19 protein-coding genes and 1 pseudogene are annotated in these 15,516 nt (G+C 63.2%); 12 read left to right on the forward strand and 8 right to left on the reverse strand.

Annotation, left to right across the window (positions count from 1 at the left end; all coding sequences use genetic code 11):
* Positions 1-237: 237 nt before the first annotated feature.
* Genes JQ632_RS19075 through JQ632_RS19090 form a run of 4 tightly spaced genes read right to left on the reverse strand, consistent with a single transcriptional unit; the run spans position 238 to position 3,714 of the window.
* Entirely contained in the window at positions 238-555 is a 318-nt protein-coding gene (locus tag JQ632_RS19075; RefSeq protein ID WP_249152263.1) for a response regulator transcription factor, read from the reverse strand.
* A gap of 50 nt (positions 556-605) precedes the next feature.
* Positions 606-1,829 carry an ABC transporter permease gene (locus tag JQ632_RS19080; protein WP_212404113.1) on the reverse strand — a complete coding sequence of 408 codons (1,224 nt, stop codon included), beginning with the start codon at positions 1,827-1,829 and terminating at the stop codon, positions 606-608.
* A complete protein-coding gene (locus JQ632_RS19085; protein WP_212404114.1) occupies positions 1,826-2,551 on the reverse strand; it encodes an ABC transporter ATP-binding protein in 726 nt (241 codons plus the stop codon). Before JQ632_RS19085 ends, JQ632_RS19080 begins: the two co-directional genes overlap by 4 nt.
* Entirely contained in the window at positions 2,548-3,714 is a 1,167-nt protein-coding gene (locus tag JQ632_RS19090; protein ID WP_409363498.1) for an efflux RND transporter periplasmic adaptor subunit, read from the reverse strand. Before JQ632_RS19090 ends, JQ632_RS19085 begins: the two co-directional genes overlap by 4 nt.
* Positions 3,715-4,631: 917 nt before the next feature.
* Here JQ632_RS19090 and JQ632_RS19095 point away from each other — a divergent pair.
* From JQ632_RS19095 to JQ632_RS19125, 7 genes are all read left to right on the forward strand, one after another.
* A complete protein-coding gene (locus JQ632_RS19095; RefSeq protein ID WP_212404115.1) occupies positions 4,632-5,306 on the forward strand; it encodes a response regulator transcription factor in 675 nt (224 codons plus the stop codon).
* Positions 5,307-5,606: 300 nt separating this feature from the next.
* Positions 5,607-6,005, forward strand: a complete 399-nt coding sequence (locus JQ632_RS19100) for a curlin subunit CsgB (protein WP_212404116.1) — start codon at positions 5,607-5,609, stop codon at positions 6,003-6,005.
* A 122-nt stretch (positions 6,006-6,127) separates the two neighbouring features.
* Positions 6,128-6,520 carry a curlin gene (locus JQ632_RS19105; protein ID WP_212404117.1) on the forward strand — a complete coding sequence of 131 codons (393 nt, stop codon included), beginning with the start codon at positions 6,128-6,130 and terminating at the stop codon, positions 6,518-6,520.
* Positions 6,521-6,563: 43 nt separating this feature from the next.
* A complete protein-coding gene (locus tag JQ632_RS19110; RefSeq protein WP_212404118.1) occupies positions 6,564-6,977 on the forward strand; it encodes a curlin in 414 nt (137 codons plus the stop codon).
* 160 nt (positions 6,978-7,137) lie between these two features.
* The gene (locus tag JQ632_RS19115; protein WP_312015629.1) at positions 7,138-7,482 is read left to right on the forward strand and encodes a curlin; all 345 of its coding nucleotides are present in this window, start codon (positions 7,138-7,140) and stop codon (positions 7,480-7,482) included.
* A 20-nt stretch (positions 7,483-7,502) separates the two neighbouring features.
* A complete protein-coding gene (locus JQ632_RS19120; protein ID WP_212404120.1) occupies positions 7,503-7,799 on the forward strand; it encodes a hypothetical protein in 297 nt (98 codons plus the stop codon).
* Positions 7,800-7,968: 169 nt separating this feature from the next.
* Positions 7,969-8,418: a hypothetical protein gene (locus JQ632_RS19125; RefSeq protein ID WP_212404121.1), complete on the forward strand. Its 450-nt coding sequence runs from the start codon at positions 7,969-7,971 to the stop codon at positions 8,416-8,418.
* Positions 8,419-8,445: 27 nt separating this feature from the next.
* Here JQ632_RS19125 and JQ632_RS19130 read toward each other — a convergent pair whose 3' ends face one another.
* Together JQ632_RS19130 and JQ632_RS19135 are read right to left on the reverse strand one after the other, a co-directional pair.
* Positions 8,446-9,123: a MarC family protein gene (locus JQ632_RS19130; RefSeq protein WP_212404122.1), complete on the reverse strand. Its 678-nt coding sequence runs from the start codon at positions 9,121-9,123 to the stop codon at positions 8,446-8,448.
* A gap of 3 nt (positions 9,124-9,126) precedes the next feature.
* Complete coding sequence (locus tag JQ632_RS19135; protein WP_212404123.1) at positions 9,127-9,969, reverse strand: GNAT family N-acetyltransferase; 843 nt, start codon at positions 9,967-9,969, stop codon at positions 9,127-9,129.
* Positions 9,970-10,079: 110 nt separating this feature from the next.
* Here JQ632_RS19135 and JQ632_RS19140 point away from each other — a divergent pair.
* Positions 10,080-10,785 (forward strand): annotated as a pseudogene (locus tag JQ632_RS19140) (SDR family oxidoreductase).
* A gap of 224 nt (positions 10,786-11,009) precedes the next feature.
* Positions 11,010-11,840 (forward strand): outer membrane protein, encoded by an 831-nt coding sequence (locus JQ632_RS19145; RefSeq protein ID WP_212404124.1) that lies wholly within the window; start codon positions 11,010-11,012, stop codon positions 11,838-11,840.
* Between the two features lie 59 nt (positions 11,841-11,899).
* On the opposite strand, the gene JQ632_RS19150 is transcribed toward JQ632_RS19145, so the two are convergent.
* On the reverse strand, positions 11,900-12,955 hold the full coding sequence (locus tag JQ632_RS19150; protein WP_212404186.1) for a serine hydrolase: 1,056 nt from the start codon (positions 12,953-12,955) through the stop codon (positions 11,900-11,902).
* A gap of 316 nt (positions 12,956-13,271) precedes the next feature.
* Entirely contained in the window at positions 13,272-13,442 is a 171-nt protein-coding gene (locus tag JQ632_RS19155) for a hypothetical protein (RefSeq protein WP_212404125.1), read from the reverse strand.
* A 174-nt stretch (positions 13,443-13,616) separates the two neighbouring features.
* Between JQ632_RS19155 and JQ632_RS19160 the strand changes: the two genes are divergently transcribed.
* The 3 genes from JQ632_RS19160 to JQ632_RS19170 all read left to right on the forward strand — a co-directional run bounded on the left by JQ632_RS19160 (position 13,617) and on the right by JQ632_RS19170 (position 15,514).
* Positions 13,617-14,003 (forward strand): helix-turn-helix transcriptional regulator, encoded by a 387-nt coding sequence (locus tag JQ632_RS19160; protein ID WP_212404126.1) that lies wholly within the window; start codon positions 13,617-13,619, stop codon positions 14,001-14,003.
* Positions 14,004-14,006: 3 nt separating this feature from the next.
* Positions 14,007-14,498, forward strand: coding sequence for an SRPBCC family protein (locus JQ632_RS19165; RefSeq protein WP_212404127.1), 492 nt, complete (start codon positions 14,007-14,009; stop codon positions 14,496-14,498).
* Between the two features lie 173 nt (positions 14,499-14,671).
* Positions 14,672-15,514 (forward strand): hypothetical protein, encoded by an 843-nt coding sequence (locus tag JQ632_RS19170; protein WP_212404128.1) that lies wholly within the window; start codon positions 14,672-14,674, stop codon positions 15,512-15,514.
* Positions 15,515-15,516 lie beyond the last annotated feature (2 nt).

Here is a 15,516-nt window from a genome sequence, read left to right on the forward strand (position 1 = left end):
ACCCGGCGGCGCCAAGGCTTTTGCGCCAAGGCTTCTGCGTCAGGGCTTCGCCGGGCTTGATGACCACGACCGCACTTTGGGGCTGGGATGGTTGATACAACCGACAATTACAAACTCTAAACGATGAAAAATATGCTTGCTGCAAGGACCTGACAGGACGTTGTTAATTTGTCCGACGCGCGGGCTATCCAATCAATCCTTGCGCACCCAAGGCTGGCTCAGTGCATCGTAGGCTCGTCACTTCGACGCGGAATGCACGCTCGGATTCCCGGCCATTACCGGCGGCGCCTTTTCCGGTGCCTGAAAACTTCCGGCGTTGACCAGATCGCGGCGCAATGAGGGTGGCGCGGCATGAAGGGCGAAAATAATGGCAATCTGCGTTCTATTCTGGAGGCGGTACTTGCGCATGATGTTGCCGATATGTGCGCGCACCGTATTTTCGGAGATCTTGAGCTCATAGGCGATGTTCTTGTTCTGAAATCCGCGCGCGATAAGCATCATGAGCTCACGCTCGCGGGGCGTAGGTGTGATCTGTTCTTTTGGATCTGGGCTCATGACTAGCTCCTTCCTGGCCTGATGGTTGATTTGGCCATCGCAACACGTTCTCATTCCGTCTTGAGCGCCTCGATCGGGCTAAGCTTGGAAGCCTTGTGAGCAGGATAAAAACCAAAAACGAGACCGGTCGCGATCGAGAAGACCAGGGCGAGCCCAATCGCCTCGGAATCGACCGATGTGATCCAGCCGGCCATGCGGGCGACCGTCATTGAAAGCGCAATTCCGCCGACAACGCCTATGGCGCCGCCGAGAAGGCAAAGGACGAGCGCCTCGCAAATGAACTGAAGGCGAATGTCCCGCATGCGGCCTCCGAGGGCGCGGCGAATCCCGATCTCGCGGGTGCGCTCGGTGACCGACACGATCATCACGTTCATGATGCTGATGCCGCCGACGAGCAGGGAGACCGAGGCGATGGCAACCAGCAGCAGTGCTACCGTGCGGATCGCGCCCTGCTGCGCCTCCATGGCCGCGGCCGGATCCTGGACCTTGAAATCATCCTCCTGTCCGACGGGGATTCGATGGCGTTGCCGCAGCAGGCTCTCGATTTCGGATCGAGCGCCCGCCATCTGACCGTCGGCAGCCACCTTGGCGATGATGTAGGCAACCGAGTCCCGGTTGATCCCGCTGGCGCTGCCGAGAAATCGCAGTTTGGCCGTGCTCAGGGGAACGAAGGCGACGTCATCCTGCGCGGGACCCTTGCGATCGAGCACGCCGACCACCTCGAGCGGGACATTCATGATCCTGATCTGCGCGCCGATCGGGTCGTCGCCCGGCGCAAACAGCTCGCGCGCAACCGTGCTTCCGAGGATCACGACCTTGCCAGCGCCGGTCTCTTCGGGGCCGGAAAAAAACCGGCCGGACGAGAGCTGCCAGTCGCGCACCATGAAATGCCCGGTCGTCGTGCCGTTGATCGTGGTGTTCCAGTTCTTGCTTTCGTGGATGGTCTGTGCGGTCCCGGCGATCGAGCCGGCCGCGGCCTGGACCTCCGGAATCTGCTCGAGGATGGCCTGCACGTCGCTTTCGGTCATGGTCAGCTTGGTGCCTTCCTTGAGACGAACGCCGCCCTGGTAGACCGCGCCCGGCGTGATCATCAGGACATTGGCTCCGATCGAGCGGATCTGCTCCTGAAGCCGGAGCTGGGCGCCCGCGCCGATCGCAAAGACCGTGACGATCGACGCGACGCCGATCACGATGCCGAGCATCGTCAGGAAGCTGCGCAGCGGATTGAGGCGCAGCGCATGAAGTGCGATCTGGAAGCCCTGAAGCACTGTCATGACGCCGCAACCCTTTTCGGCACGAGCGGGAGCTGTGTTTCGTCGCTGACGAGCTGGCCGTCATGCAGACGGATCGTGCGCCGGCATCGCGTCGCGATGCCGGGGTCGTGGGTGATCATCACGATGGTCTGACCGGCCTCGTTGAGGGCGTCGAACAGGGCCAGGATCTCGCCGCCGGTGCGGCTGTCGAGTGCGCCCGTCGGCTCGTCGGCAAGTACAATCAGCGGGGATGCGATCAGGGCCCGCGCGATCGCAATTCGCTGTTGCTCGCCGCCTGACAGCTGCCGTGGAAAGTGCTGCGCCCGGTGCAACATGCCGACGGCCTCAAGGCTTTGCTCGGCCCGTGTGATGCGCTCCTTGCGGTTCACGCCGCAATAGACGAGGGGAAGCGCGACATTCTCGACCGCGTTGTGCCGCGCGAGCAGATTGTAGGACTGAAACACGAATCCGATGCTGCGCGCACGCAGGACCGATCGACGGTCCTCGGAGAGATCGGCGACGTTTTCTCTCTCCAGGTAGATCGCGCCTTCGCTCGGCAGATCAAGCAGCCCGATCATGTTCATCAGTGTGGATTTCCCGGAACCGGACGGTCCCATGACGGCAAGAATCTCGCCCCGCGCAATGTCGAAACTGACATTGCGGACAGCCGTCACCGCCACCCCATCCATGCGGTAGGTCCTGCACACCGATCGGAGGCTGATGAGAGGAGGGCGGCCCGTCATGATCCCAACCTGATTCCAAGAAATTCCATGCCTGCGGGGCGGATCGCCTGTCCAACCGCGACCTGACTGCCTTCGACCAGATCACCGCTCTTGAGCGCCACCTGTTCTGCTCCTGCGGTGCCAACAGTCACGGGGATGCGCTGGAGTGAACCGCCGGCCGTACGGAGCCATACGCCGCTGTGTCCGGGGGCTCCGTCCGGCTGCTTGCCTGAGGGCTGGAAGCGCAGGGCGGCAAGCGGCACTTTCAGCACGTCGTCCTGGCGCTCGATCACGATCCTCACGAGCGCAGTCATTCCGGGCAGCAGCGCGCCGTCGAGATTGGAGGTCGCCAAAACTACCGTATAGGTCACCACATTCTGCTGGGTCTGCGGCGCCTTGCGCACCTGCCTGACGAGCGCTTCGAAACGGCGATCAGGATATGAATCCACCGTGAAGTGCGCGCGCTGGCCGGGCGCAATGCGCCCGATGTCCGCTTCATCAACCCGCGCGTGAATCTCCATGTCTTCCAGGCGGTGCGCGACCACGAAGGTCGTGCGAGATTCAAGGCCGACCGCGAGCGTTTGGCCTTCGTTGACGAACCTGCCGACGACGACGCCGTCGATCGGCGAGCGGATCACCGTGCGGTCGAGATCGGCCTGAGCCGCCGCGAGGACAGCCACTTTCTCCGGAACCGCCATCCTTGCCTGGTCCAGTTCGGCTTCGATCCTGCGCAAATCCGCTTGCGCACCCTCGACCGAGTAGGCGTTCAGCGACATGAGGACCTCGGCTTCGCGTTCCTGCGCCAGTCTCGCGGTGAATTCGGTCTGGGCGTCATCAACCGATGCGGTCGCCACGACATTCTGTGTCTGAAGCGCCAGCTTGCGCTGAAGCGTTTTTTGCGCCGACGCCTTGACGGCCTGGGCGCTCTCGAGCTTGGCGGCGAGGACGGCCCGGCTGCCTTTCGCGTTCTCCAGATCGACCCTGGCGCGATCGAGCTTGGCCCTCTCAAGGTCGACAAAGGAGTTGGCCACTTCCACCGCCGCCTTGGCCTCGTCGACCTTGGCAGCGAAGGTCCGCGGATCGATCAGCGCGAGCGGCTGGTCCTTCCTGACCGTGTCGTTGAAGTCGACGTAAACCTTGGACAGCTGGCCGGACAGTTGGGAACCGACCTCGATCGTCTTCACGGGCTGAAGGGCGCCTGTGACGGTCACGGTCTGCTCGATGCTGCCGCGCTGTATCGAGGCGTAGCGGAACACGGGGGCATCCGACCCGAAGGCGGCGGCATTGCGTTCGATGGGCGGAATGGATTGGACGGCCGCCCGATAGGCGCGGCTTGCTTCGCTCGCAGCCCACGCAGCAGCGCCTCTGACCCCCGGGGGATCGGCGCCGTATGTTGCAGCCAGGCCAGATATGACGGCAAGCGGAACAATGACTGGCACAAATCGCATATCAGAAACCCGCCTTCTGAAAAAAGATGAGATCGCGGCGGAAAACCAGAGCTCGCGTAATGGTTGTAAAGGAAAGGTGTAACACCTGCATCTAGGAGTATGTCGCCGCTTCCGGGGTGACGGACGGGAGCGCTGCATCATCCAGATGCAAAAATTGCGGACGCGATCATTCGTGACTTGCGCGGTTCCTATACGAGGCGTATGCGAGAACGTGTGTGCGGTATCAAGTACGATCATTGATTGAACGCCCCGGCTGATGCGGATCCAATGCGACCGTCAGTCGATGCGTTCGGAGAAGTCGTGACGCCATGAACTGCTCTGGGAAAGACCTGGCGACAGCGCGGCCAGTTCAATCCACTCACCAGCCGGACGTGAGATGTGCGGCCGCCATGTCGGTGGTGCGCATCTTCCGTCTCTCGCGCGGTGTTCATGTCGTCGACGGCGACGCCCGATATCGCGATGATCAATCCCAATGTGTGAACGCGTTCACTCGTTTTCGGGAAGTATTGGGCTTAAGACGGTCGAGTCGCCCGGGCAGGGGCGATGCGTTCGACCTGCGGAACGTCCTTCAAGCACCTTAGCATCGCTCGCAAGAAGAATGGACAGCTCGATGTCGGATCATCGAGCTAAGAGGAGTCCAGGAGTCGGTTGCCATGGGTTCGAATCAAGCCACGGTCTATGTCGTTGACGACGAATTACAGATAAGGAATGCGATCGGAAGTCTTTGCGAGGAGACCGGGCACCAGGTGAAGTTGTTCGCCTCGACGGAGGAATTCCTCGCGCAAAGCCTCGACGTCGGGCCGTCCTGTCTCGTGCTGGACGTCCGCTTTCCCGGCACATCGCCGACCGGGCTCGAATTGCAGCGTACGCTCGCGCAATCCGGCGTGCCCATTCCGATCGTGTTCATCAGCGGCTACACGGACGTCCGCGTTTCGGTCGAGGCGATGAAGCGTGGAGCGGTCGAGTTTCTGCCAAAGCCGTTTCGGGAACAGGAACTCCTTGACGCCATCAGGCACGGCCTCGAGCGCGACCGCAGGCGGCTCGAACGTGACGACAGGCTGCGTGACGCCAGGCAGCGTGTCGAAATGCTGACCACGCGCGAGCGCGAGATCATGTTGCTGATGGCAGAAGGGCTTGTCGCCAAGCAGATCGCGGCAAGGCTGAATGTCAGCGAGGTGACGGTGAAGGTGCATCGCGCACGGATGATGAGAAAGCTGGAGCTCCGCTCGCCGATCGAGGTGGTCAGGCTGATCGACAGCATGGGGCCGGAGTTCGATGCGAGACGGATCGGCACGTCGCAGTCGCCTTTTCAGGCCGGCGGATCCTGACATTTCGCGCAACGTCTAGAGCATGATCCGGACCCGTTGAGCCGCGTTAGCGCAAAGTGTGTAGCGGTTTTCCCTCGCAACAAACGCGGAACGCGTTTGCGCGGAGATCATGCTCGAACAAAGAGCTAGAGCGCGATGACGATTCAACTTGATCTCATCGCGCTCTAGTCTGTCCAGACTAGCATGAATCACAGTCTGTCGCATGGAGCGCTATCGGTTCAGAGTCATCCCCATGATGTCGGCGTCCTCCAAACGGCATCAGAGACTTGATCAGATAACTTGACAAGAAAGGGATACTCCATGCGTAAATTTCTTCTCGTTTCCGTCGCAGTGTTCGCTCTGTCGTCCGCCGCTCAGGCCGCCAACACCTCAACCACGGTGCAAGTTGGTGTCGTGAACGGCTCGAGCGTCACCCAGAACGGCCTCACCAACGACAGTTCGTCCACCAGCCAGCTCGGCATCCTGAACACTGCGTCCACTTCGCAGGGCACGAGCTCCCCGTCGCTCAACAACGTCAGCACGGTCAACCAGGTCGGCGTGCAGAACACGGCGGCTACCGGTCAGGTCGCATTCGGCAACAACGGCAGCTCGATCACCCAGAATTCGTTCGGGCCTCCGGCGCTGCAGAACAACGCTGCCGCCGTCGGTCAGCTCGGCCTCGGTACCAATACCTCCGTCATCTCGCAGACGGCGCACTGAGCCAGCCCCACAGCGTCCGGACGCGTCACAGCGCGGCGCGTCCGGGCCATTCTCCAGAGAACCGCAATCAGGCTGATTGACCCAACGGCGGATCGACGGCCGATAGTCGCGGAGGAAATGACATGCGGATAAATTACTTTATTGCGACGATTGTCACGCTCAACGCGTTGACCGCCATTGACGCCCATGCCGGCAACACGGCCAGCGTGTTGCAGTTCGGGACGACGAACAGCTCCTTCATCTCCCAGAGCGGTTCGACGAACAACAGCGCCACCACGCTGCAATTCGGTGCGACCAACCAGGCGACGACCTTGCAGACGGGATCGCTGGCCACGGTCAATACGTCGGTCATTGGACAGGGCGGCACGACGAGCACGGCAACTAATACGGCGGTCGCCGGCCAGGTCGGCGGTGTCAACTCGAGCCTGATCGGTCAGATCGGCGCGAACAACACGGCCGGCGTAGGTCAGCTCGGCATCCTGAACGGCTCAACGATCCTCCAGCAGGCGCCGTGACCGCGGGGCCTTCCCGATGTCCGCAACAGTGATGAGGCATGTCATGAAACACCGTCTTCCCAGCGTCGCAAGTTTGGCAGCTCTCATTCTCTGTTGCGGGCAGAGCGGACCGCTGCACGCCCAAACGGCTGACATCAAGACCATCGTGTCGGTCGGCGGCCCGCCAGTCGTCCTGAACCAGAACAGTCAAACCAATATGGCGGGCGTGTTCATGGTTGGTGGCACCACCAGCGCGACCGTCGTCCAGACCGGCACCAACAACGCCACGGGAATCCTGCAATTTGGCGGAGCCAACTCGGCGGCGGTCGGCCAGAACGGCATCAGCAACTTCACCTTTGTCGGTCAATCCGGTCAATCGGCCAGCAGTACGCTGTCCCAGCTGGGCAGCATGAACACAGGGGTGATCGCACAGTTCGGCGGTACGAACTCGTCGACCATCGTTCAGACCGGTCCGTGAGCCTCGCGGAACCCGCGAACAGCGGGAATCCGGGCCAACAGGGGGAAGTCCGATGAGACGGCGTCCGCAAGCCTGGGCGGCGGCTGCGCTGCTCGCCGCCTTGAGCGTGAGCACGGGAGCCTCCGCAGGCTCCCTCGAGCGCAGCCGGGTGAATGGAAATGTGAGTGTCGAGACCATCGTCCAGTTTGGCAACGATGTGCAGCCGGTCACGATCAACGAGAGCAGCCGTTTCAATATCGCGCGGGTCATCCAGATTGGCGGATCGGCAACGACGGCCGACGCGACGATCATCCAGAACGGGACACGCAACTACGTGGATATCATCCAGGTGGGCGGCACCACCAATGCTGCGATCGGTCAATCCGGCGTGAGCAATACCGCCAACATTACGCAGATCGGCAACGCGACGAACGCGCTGTTGTTGCAGATCGGGGACATGAACACGGGATCCGTCAGGCAGTTCGGGCGTTTCAACTGGTTGGCGATCTTCCAGTTCGCTCGATGATCCGAAGGGAGAGGTGCGACATGAGGTCCATCTTTTTTGCAGCGGGAGTGTGCATCATGATCTCAAGCGGGTCAGGACCGGCCGGGGCCGGAGGCGATGACGGGCACACGACCGTGGTCCAGGACGAGAACGGCAAGACCGTCATCACGCAAAGCGGTGATCCCGCCGAGGCCGAGGTTCGCATCGACAAGGAGCCGGGGCGAACCACGGTCTATCGCCGCAATGGCGGCAACACGACGATCGTGACGCAGAGCAGCAGCGGGTCGGGAGTTCCGCAGGACCTGCTCGAATGGCTGCGCAAGCAGCAGGGCCGCTGAACTTCGCCCGTCGTCCGGTATCGGGTGCGGGTGGAGCCTCGGCGTGACCAAACGCCTCTGTATTAATGTTACGTCTTAACCAATAATTAAGTATGGGTTTGCGGGCGACGAAGAGGCCGGCTTAGCGTCTCCAAAGAGGGGCGGAGCAGCCAACGAGTTGGTGCGTAACATGTCGTATCGAGTGTTTGGGGCGTTGATCGCCTCCGTGAGCGCAATGCCGCTCTTGCTTGCCGCCGAAGACGCTTCTGCGAGGTCAGGCGGTGCGGTGCCCCCGGCAGCCATTGCGGCGCCAGCCCCGGCCGTCCGCGCGCCGGTCGCGCCAGGGGCGCGGTTTCATCATCACCGCGGCGTGCGGGGCGCATGGAACATGTGGCCGGCAGGCGGTGGCTTCTTCTACGGGCCGTCGGGCAGCGAAGGTTTTGCGGAAGCTGCGCCGCCGCTCTCCAACGATATCCGCTACACCTATACGTACGACGTGCCCTGGGATTGGGTGCATCGCTATCCGCCGAACGTCGTGCCGTCCGACCGGCCCTATGTGCCGAGCTGTCCGTCCGAGACCGTCGTCGTTCCCGGCCGTGGCGGCCAGGAGCACACCGTCAACGTGATGCGCTGCTACTGAGGCGTTGCGGCACGCGTGTCGTGCCGCTCATTTTATGCTGTCCAGGATCGAGCGTGCGAGCTCGGTCACGCCGGTGAGCATGATCTGGACGCCCACGCAGAGCAGCAGGAAGGCGGACAGGCGGGTGACCACGCTCGTGCCTTCCTCGCCGAAGATCCGCGCCATCACGCTCGACTTCGCATAGGCGTGATAGATGATCGCGGCCATGGCGATGGCCACGAGCAACGACACGATCGATGACGTGAACAGGCCGTCGAGATCGTCCGGCCGGTGCGTGCCGATGGCGATCGCGGTCGCGATCGTGCCCGGACCCGTGGTCAGGGGAATGGTCAGCGGGAAGAACGCCATCCGCTGCACGATGGCGAAGTTGTCGGACGATGTCGCATGGGCGCCGGGTGCCGTCGGGGCTGCGTGCAGCATCGACCAGCCGGCCGCCGCGACGACCAGCCCGCCGGCAATGCGCAGGGCCGGCATGGAGATGCCAAAAATCTTCAGGACCTGGCTGCCGACGAACAGAGAGCCGAGCATGACCGCGAACGCATAGAGCGCAACCCGCAGCGCGACGCGGGCGCGTTCGCTGTCGGACAGGCCCATCGTCCGGTCCAGGAAGATGAAGGCCAGTCCGTAAGGGTTGATGATCGCAAACAGCGCGCCGAACGCGAACAGGAAGTCGCCGATCCAGCGGGATGCGAAGAATTCGGCCATGCGCTACCCCAGCTCGAAGGTGGTGACGCCGAACACGCGGTCGATCCGCAGCGGCGGGATCGCACCGGTGTACATGCGCGCGGTCTCGAAGGTCGGCGCGAGGCCAAGCGCTTGCGCGAGCGCGACGGCGTCGGGGTTGACCGCGGGAACGTCGAGGAAGATCTCGCCGGGACCTGCGCTTGCGAGCAGGGCGAACAGGACCGTTTCCGCAGCCGCACGGTCGTCGGCAACCAGCGGGCCGATCTTGCAGCCGTGCCGGCAGGGACGGATCACGCCCCATCCGGCAAGCCGGCCGTCGCGCATCAGGGCGCGGCCGACATGGCCGGGCGCGCCGATCCAGGCGCGCAGGAATGCGCTGCGCGGAGCGGGGAAAACGGTAGCGTCGTCCGTCTCGATCATCGCAAACGGGACTTTGTCGAGCGCGACGCTGTCGGCCTTCGGTGCGGGAACGAACGCGACGGTCCCGCCATAGCGGATGTTGGCATAGGCGCGCGTGAATCCGGATTTGCGATAGTTGTCCTGCTGCGCCACGACTCCGTCGAGCCCGATCACGCGCGGTTTTGCATGCGCGATCGCGGCGTTCCAGACGGCGAGGCCATAGCCACGGCCGCGCATGTCGGCGCGCACGATGTAGAAGCCGAGGAAGGCGAAGGTCGTGCCATAGTTGACGCATGAGACGGTCGCGACCGGCTCGCCGTCGACCTCGCCGACGAAAAATCCCTCGGGATCGACGGTTGCGAAGCAGGCGGCGTCCGCGAGCCCGGGATTCCAGCCCTCAGTGGCGGCCCAGTCGACGGCAAGCGCAATTTCGTCCGGCCGCAGGTTGCGGATGTGCAGATCGCTCATGGCGGCTCCCTGAGGCTTGGACTTATGCCGGCGCAAGTCTGGATGTAAAACACCTCCAATGATAGGCCCCGCACTCGGCAGGCCTCAACAGCAAGACTTAAGGAATCGTCATGGCAGGAGAAAAGGTCGCGCTGGTGACCGCGGGCGGCAGCGGCATGGGGGCAGGGGCCGCGCGCAGGCTTGCCGCCGACGGGTTTCGGGTCGCGATCCTGTCGTCCTCCGGCAAGGGCGAGGTGCTGGCGCAGGAACTCGGCGGGTTAGGGGTGACCGGCTCGAACAGGTCGCATGACGATCTGAAGCGGTCTCGTCGACGCGGCGCTGGCGAAGTGGGGCCGGATCGACGTCCTCGTCAACAGCGCGGGCCACGGGCCGCGCGCACCGATCGTCGAGATCACGGACGAGCAGTGGCACACCGGTATGGACACCTATCTGCTCAACGTCATCAGGCCGACGCGCCTCGTCGTGCCGGCGATGCAGGCGCAAAAGTCCGGCGCCATCATCAACATCTCGACCGCCTGGGCGTTCGAGCCGAGCGCGATGTTTCCGACTTCGGCCGTGTTCCGCGCAGGCCTTGCAGCCTTCACAAAAATCTTCACCGACACCTATGCGCCCGACAACATCCGCATGAACAACGTGCTGCCGGGCTGGATCGACAGCCTGCCGGCGACCGAGGAGCGGCGGGCGAGCGTGCCGATGGGCCGCTACGGCAAGGTCGAGGAGATCGCGGCAACCGTTGCATTCCTAGCGTCCGACGGCGCCGCCTACATCACCGGCCAGAACATCCGCGTCGATGGCGGGCTGACGCGGTCGGTGTGAACAGGCGCGGTTGACCCGTCCAAATCGGCGGACGATGCGTGGCGGACCGGCCACACAAGTCGGTTTCTTGCGCAACAGCTCGCCGACTGCGCCGTAGTCCCAGCGAACTGCGTCGCCGTCCAAGACCGCAGACGGTGCGGTGCTTATGCCCGACATGCACTGGATGCTTCCCGATCGCGCTTGGTCACGCGAGCACGAATCGCGTCAGGGGCCTGGAGACTTGAATGAAGACAATATCACTCGCGACGTCGCTGGTCCTGTTCGGGACTGCTTCCGCATTGGCCGCCGATCTCGCGCCAAGCTACACCAAGGTCCCCGCGATGGCGCCCGTCTACAACTGGACCGGCTTCTACATCGGCGGCAATGTCGGCGGTGCCTGGGGCAACGCGGATCCGGCTACATCGACCGTGTACTCGCCGATCGGCTATTTCGCACCCACCAGCGTGACCGCCGTCAATGCGGTCGGCGCCCAGAACGTCAACAGCTCCAGCGTCACAGGTGGTTTCACGGCCGGCTACAACTGGCAGGTCAACAACGCCGTCTTCGGCCTTGAAGGCGACATCAACTATTTCGGCTTCAAGGGCCGCGCGGTCGGTTCGGCGGCGTATCCATTCTTCGGTTCCAGTTTCACTGTCGGCTCGTCGGTGTCGGCCGACTGGCTTGCAACTATCCGCGGTCGTATCGGTTTCCTCGCCACCCCGCACTGGCTGCTCTATGCCACAGGCGGTGCGGCCATTGCCGACGTGAAGGGTGACTTCACTTTCACCGACACCTGGGGCGACGCGACCGAATCAGCTGCGATCCGAGGCACGCGCGTCGGCTGGACCGCAGGCGTCGGCGGCGAGTATGCGGTCGGCAATGGTTGGTCACTCAAGGCGGAATATCTCTATGTCGATCTCGGCCGCAGCACTGTTACCAGCGCCAACCTGAAGGCTTTCGCCGTCCCGGTCTCCTACCCAGACAACGTATTCACCCACTCCGTCGACCTCAAATCGAACATCGTTCGCCTCGGTGTGAACTACAAGTTCGGCGGGCCGGTGGTCGCCAGATACTGAGCCGCGAACCGCGCGGAGGCCGACACAGCAGAGCCCGGATCAAACCGGGCTTTTCTGCGTCATCTCACCGAGACCAGCCGCGCCAGCGCGGGCAGGATCTTGTAGCGGGCGATCTCGTGGGGGTATTCGCCGCGATTGGCGAGCAGAACGATCGCGAGCTTGTGCGTCGGCACGAGGCCGAAATAGCCGGAGGCGTTGTTCAACCCGCCGGGCTTGTCGACGACGGTGACGCCGTCGAGATGGACGGTTTCCCAGGCCATCGCCTGTCCGAACTTTTCATCGACACGAAAGCTCTCGCGCTGGGTCAACCGCAACGCATCGCGCAGCTCGGGCGCGACCGAACGCCCGTCGACGCAGGCGGCCACGAAGATCGCAAGGTCTCGCGCCGACGAGAAAATCTGGCCGGTACCCGGAAAGTCGAAGTAGCTTTGCTGGTTGCCGGGCGGGCCGATCGCCGTGCCCTGATCGGAGTAGCCCTGCGCGGTCCGTTGCATCGCCTCATGGCTCATGATCGCGCGATTGTCGGGGCCGCGCTCGGGAACGAATGTCGACGTCATGCCCAGCGGTTTCAGGATGCGTCTGTCGATGAGCTCGCGGATCGGTCTGCCGTAGCGGCGCTCGAGCGCGAGCTGGAGCAACACGTAGCCCGCGTGGCTGTAGATGCGCTGCCTGCCGGGCTGCTCGCCATGCTGCGGCGTCCAGGCGTTGAGCATGTCGAAGAATTGGGCTTGCGTGAAGGTGTCGTCCGGCCAGGGCGGGTGATCGGTCGGCAGCAACAGCCCGGATGTGTGGGTGACGAGCTCACCCATGGTGACCTTGCGAACATAGTCGCCGCGCAGTTCCGGCACGTATCGGGTCACGGGGTCGTCGGGCCTGAGCTCGCCACGGAGCGTGCCCAGCGCAACCAGCGCGGCCTCGAAGGGCTTTCGCAAGGAGGCGAGGTTGAACAGCGTGTCCGGCGTCACGGGCTGTCTGGTGGTGTCGTCGGCAAGGCCATAGTCGAAAAATTCGACATGCCGGCCCGCATAGAGCGCGGCGGCGAGGCCGCCCGGATGGTCCGGCGTCGCGGTCGGCGCCAGCTCGGCTGTGACGATGTCGCGCATCTGCGCGATCATGTCGGAATCGGCGGCGGCGCGGCGCGGCCGGGCAAGCGTGATCGTGAGCGGAAGCAGGGCGAGCGCCCGCCGGCTGATTGAGGTGTGGCCTGAGGTGACAAGAGTCGACACGTGACGAGATGAACAGATCGCTGGCGCCCCCAGCCATGTCCTATCCGCAAACCGCCCCGTGTCTCAATTCACAATCGCGCGTTGGAAGTTCCGCGCACGAGCCTCCAAAGCGCGATGGCGTTAGGTTGAATCGTCATCGCGCTTTAGGTCTTTGTGTGAGCATGATCTTTTCGGAAAACCGCTGCGCACTTTTCCGGATCATGCTTTAGCCGCCGCCGAGCTTGTAGTTGACACCGACGCGAATGACGTCGTTGCGCACGGTGGATTGTGTTCCCATGGTCGGGAAGGTTTGGCCGGTCGTCGCGAATGTATGATTGATGCTGCCGAGATCGAAATGCAGATATTCGATCTTCCCGTCCAGTTTGGCCCAGGGCAAGAATCGTGCGGCGCGATTGAGCCACAATTGCCGATGCGTTGGCTGTGACCGGCCGGCCACAATCCCAGGTGTTTGAGTCCCCGTTTCGCTCGTTCGCAGGCGCGCGGGTGGTTCACTTAGCCATTCGGCTAACAGATGTTGACGCGGCCTCGCGGTCCGCCTATAGTTAGCGTCATGGCTAACAATGTAATCCAGCTCGACCGCATTTTCGCAGCGCTCGCCGACCCGACGCGGCGGGCGATCGTGATGCGGCTTTGCGACGGCGAGGCCTCTGTGGGCGAGCTCGCCGATCCCTTCGACATGGCGCTGCCGAGCTTCATGAAGCACATTCACGTGCTGGAAATGAGCGGCCTCGTCCAATCGGAGAAGGCGGGCCGCGTCCGCACCTGCCGGCTGCGGCCGGAGGCGATGGTCGGGGCCGAGGACTGGCTGCAGCACCAGCGCGCGATCTGGGAAGCGCGGCTCGACCGGTTCGAGGCCTATGTCATGAAATTGAAGAAAGAGAAGACGGAGAGGCCGGCTCCCAAACGGCCGTCTGCGCCAAAAAAAGGAAAGGCTTAAGTGATGACCAGTTCTGCCATTTCAGCGCTGTCGCAATGGTCGCTCGATCGCGAGATCGTGCTGTCGCGCGTGATCGACGCGCCGCGCGATCTTGTCTTCCAGGCGTGGACCGACCCAAGACATCTGCCGCAATGGTTCGGTCCGGCAGGCTTCAAGATCGAGACCAAAGAGATCGACGTGCGCGTCGGCGGGCTATGGCGTTTCGACATGATCGCACCGGACGGCACGCTGTATCCGAACCGCATGCGATTTCTTCGCATCGAGAAGCCGCGGTTCATCGAGATCGACCACGGCTCGGACAAGGACGAGGATCCCGGCATGTTCCGGACGACCATCACATTCGAGAGCCAGAGTGACGGCAAGACCGTGCTGACGATGCGGCAATTGCACCCGACCGTGGCGCAGCGCGAGGCGGGGATCGGCTTTGGTGCCGTCGAATACGGCTACCAGACGCTCGACAAGCTGGCGGCCTACGTGGCGGCGGCGAACCGCTGATTGGTTCGGCGCCGGATGAATTGTGACAGTCGGCTGCCGGCAATTGTGACAGGAAATGAATTGTGACAGCGGGCGTACGCGGCCCGCTCACGCATTTTTTTGTCGCGGTTCGTTCCGCTCATGTGACAGAATTGCTACCGTTGAATGTCATTTCGACTACGACGGAGCAGATCATGTTGCGGTGGCAGGCGCGGACCAATCCCCTGGCCTGGTGGTGGGGTTCGCTGACGCTTGTCAGCAACGTCAATATCCTCGTCTGGTTCATGCTGTACCGCGTGTTCTACGAGGCGCCGGTGGGCAACGCCGCGGCCCCGTCCGGAACCGGGCTGATGCTGCTACTCTGCGCGGCCTATGTGTTCGGCTGCGCGTTCCGCTCGTTCCTGCCGCGCGCCGACGTACAGCGGATCTGCCTGTTCGACACCTGGCTGTCGAGCGTGTTCGTCGGACGCTCGGTGGCAACCGTCGCCGAAGTCTGCTTCGCGGCGCAGTGGGCGATCATCCTCCATCAGCTCGGCGGCATGGCGAACGCAGAGACCGCCGTCAACATCGCCTGGGTGATCGTGCCCGTGATCATCGTCGCGGAGTGCTTCTCCTGGTACGCGGTGGTGACGACCAACTATCTCTACAATGCGATCGAGAATTCGCTGTGGGCGGTGGTGTTCTTCCTGGTTGGCGTTGCGCTCGTTCGCCTCGTGCCGGAGTTCTCCGGTCCGGTGCGCTGGGGCCTCGTCGCAGGGATTATCGGCATCGCCTGTTATCTTGCCTTCCTCATCACCGTCGACGTGCCGATGTACTTAAGCCGCTGGCGGGCAGGGCACGGCGAGGGCGGCCGGCTCCTCGGCCTGCTCGAGGGGCTGCACGATGTCAGCACGCGCTGGGTCGTGACCCACGACGTCGCGCACTGGAAGGGCGAGCTCGCCTGGATGGCGCTCTATTTCAGCCTGGCGGTGTGGTCGAGCCTTGCGCTGTGCGCCTTCTACGCCATGCCGGAGTACTTCGCGCGTTACCTGACCTGAGC

The organism is Bradyrhizobium liaoningense, from assembly GCF_018130955.1.
In the GTDB taxonomy this organism is placed as follows: Bacteria; Pseudomonadota; Alphaproteobacteria; order Rhizobiales; family Xanthobacteraceae; genus Bradyrhizobium; species Bradyrhizobium liaoningense_C.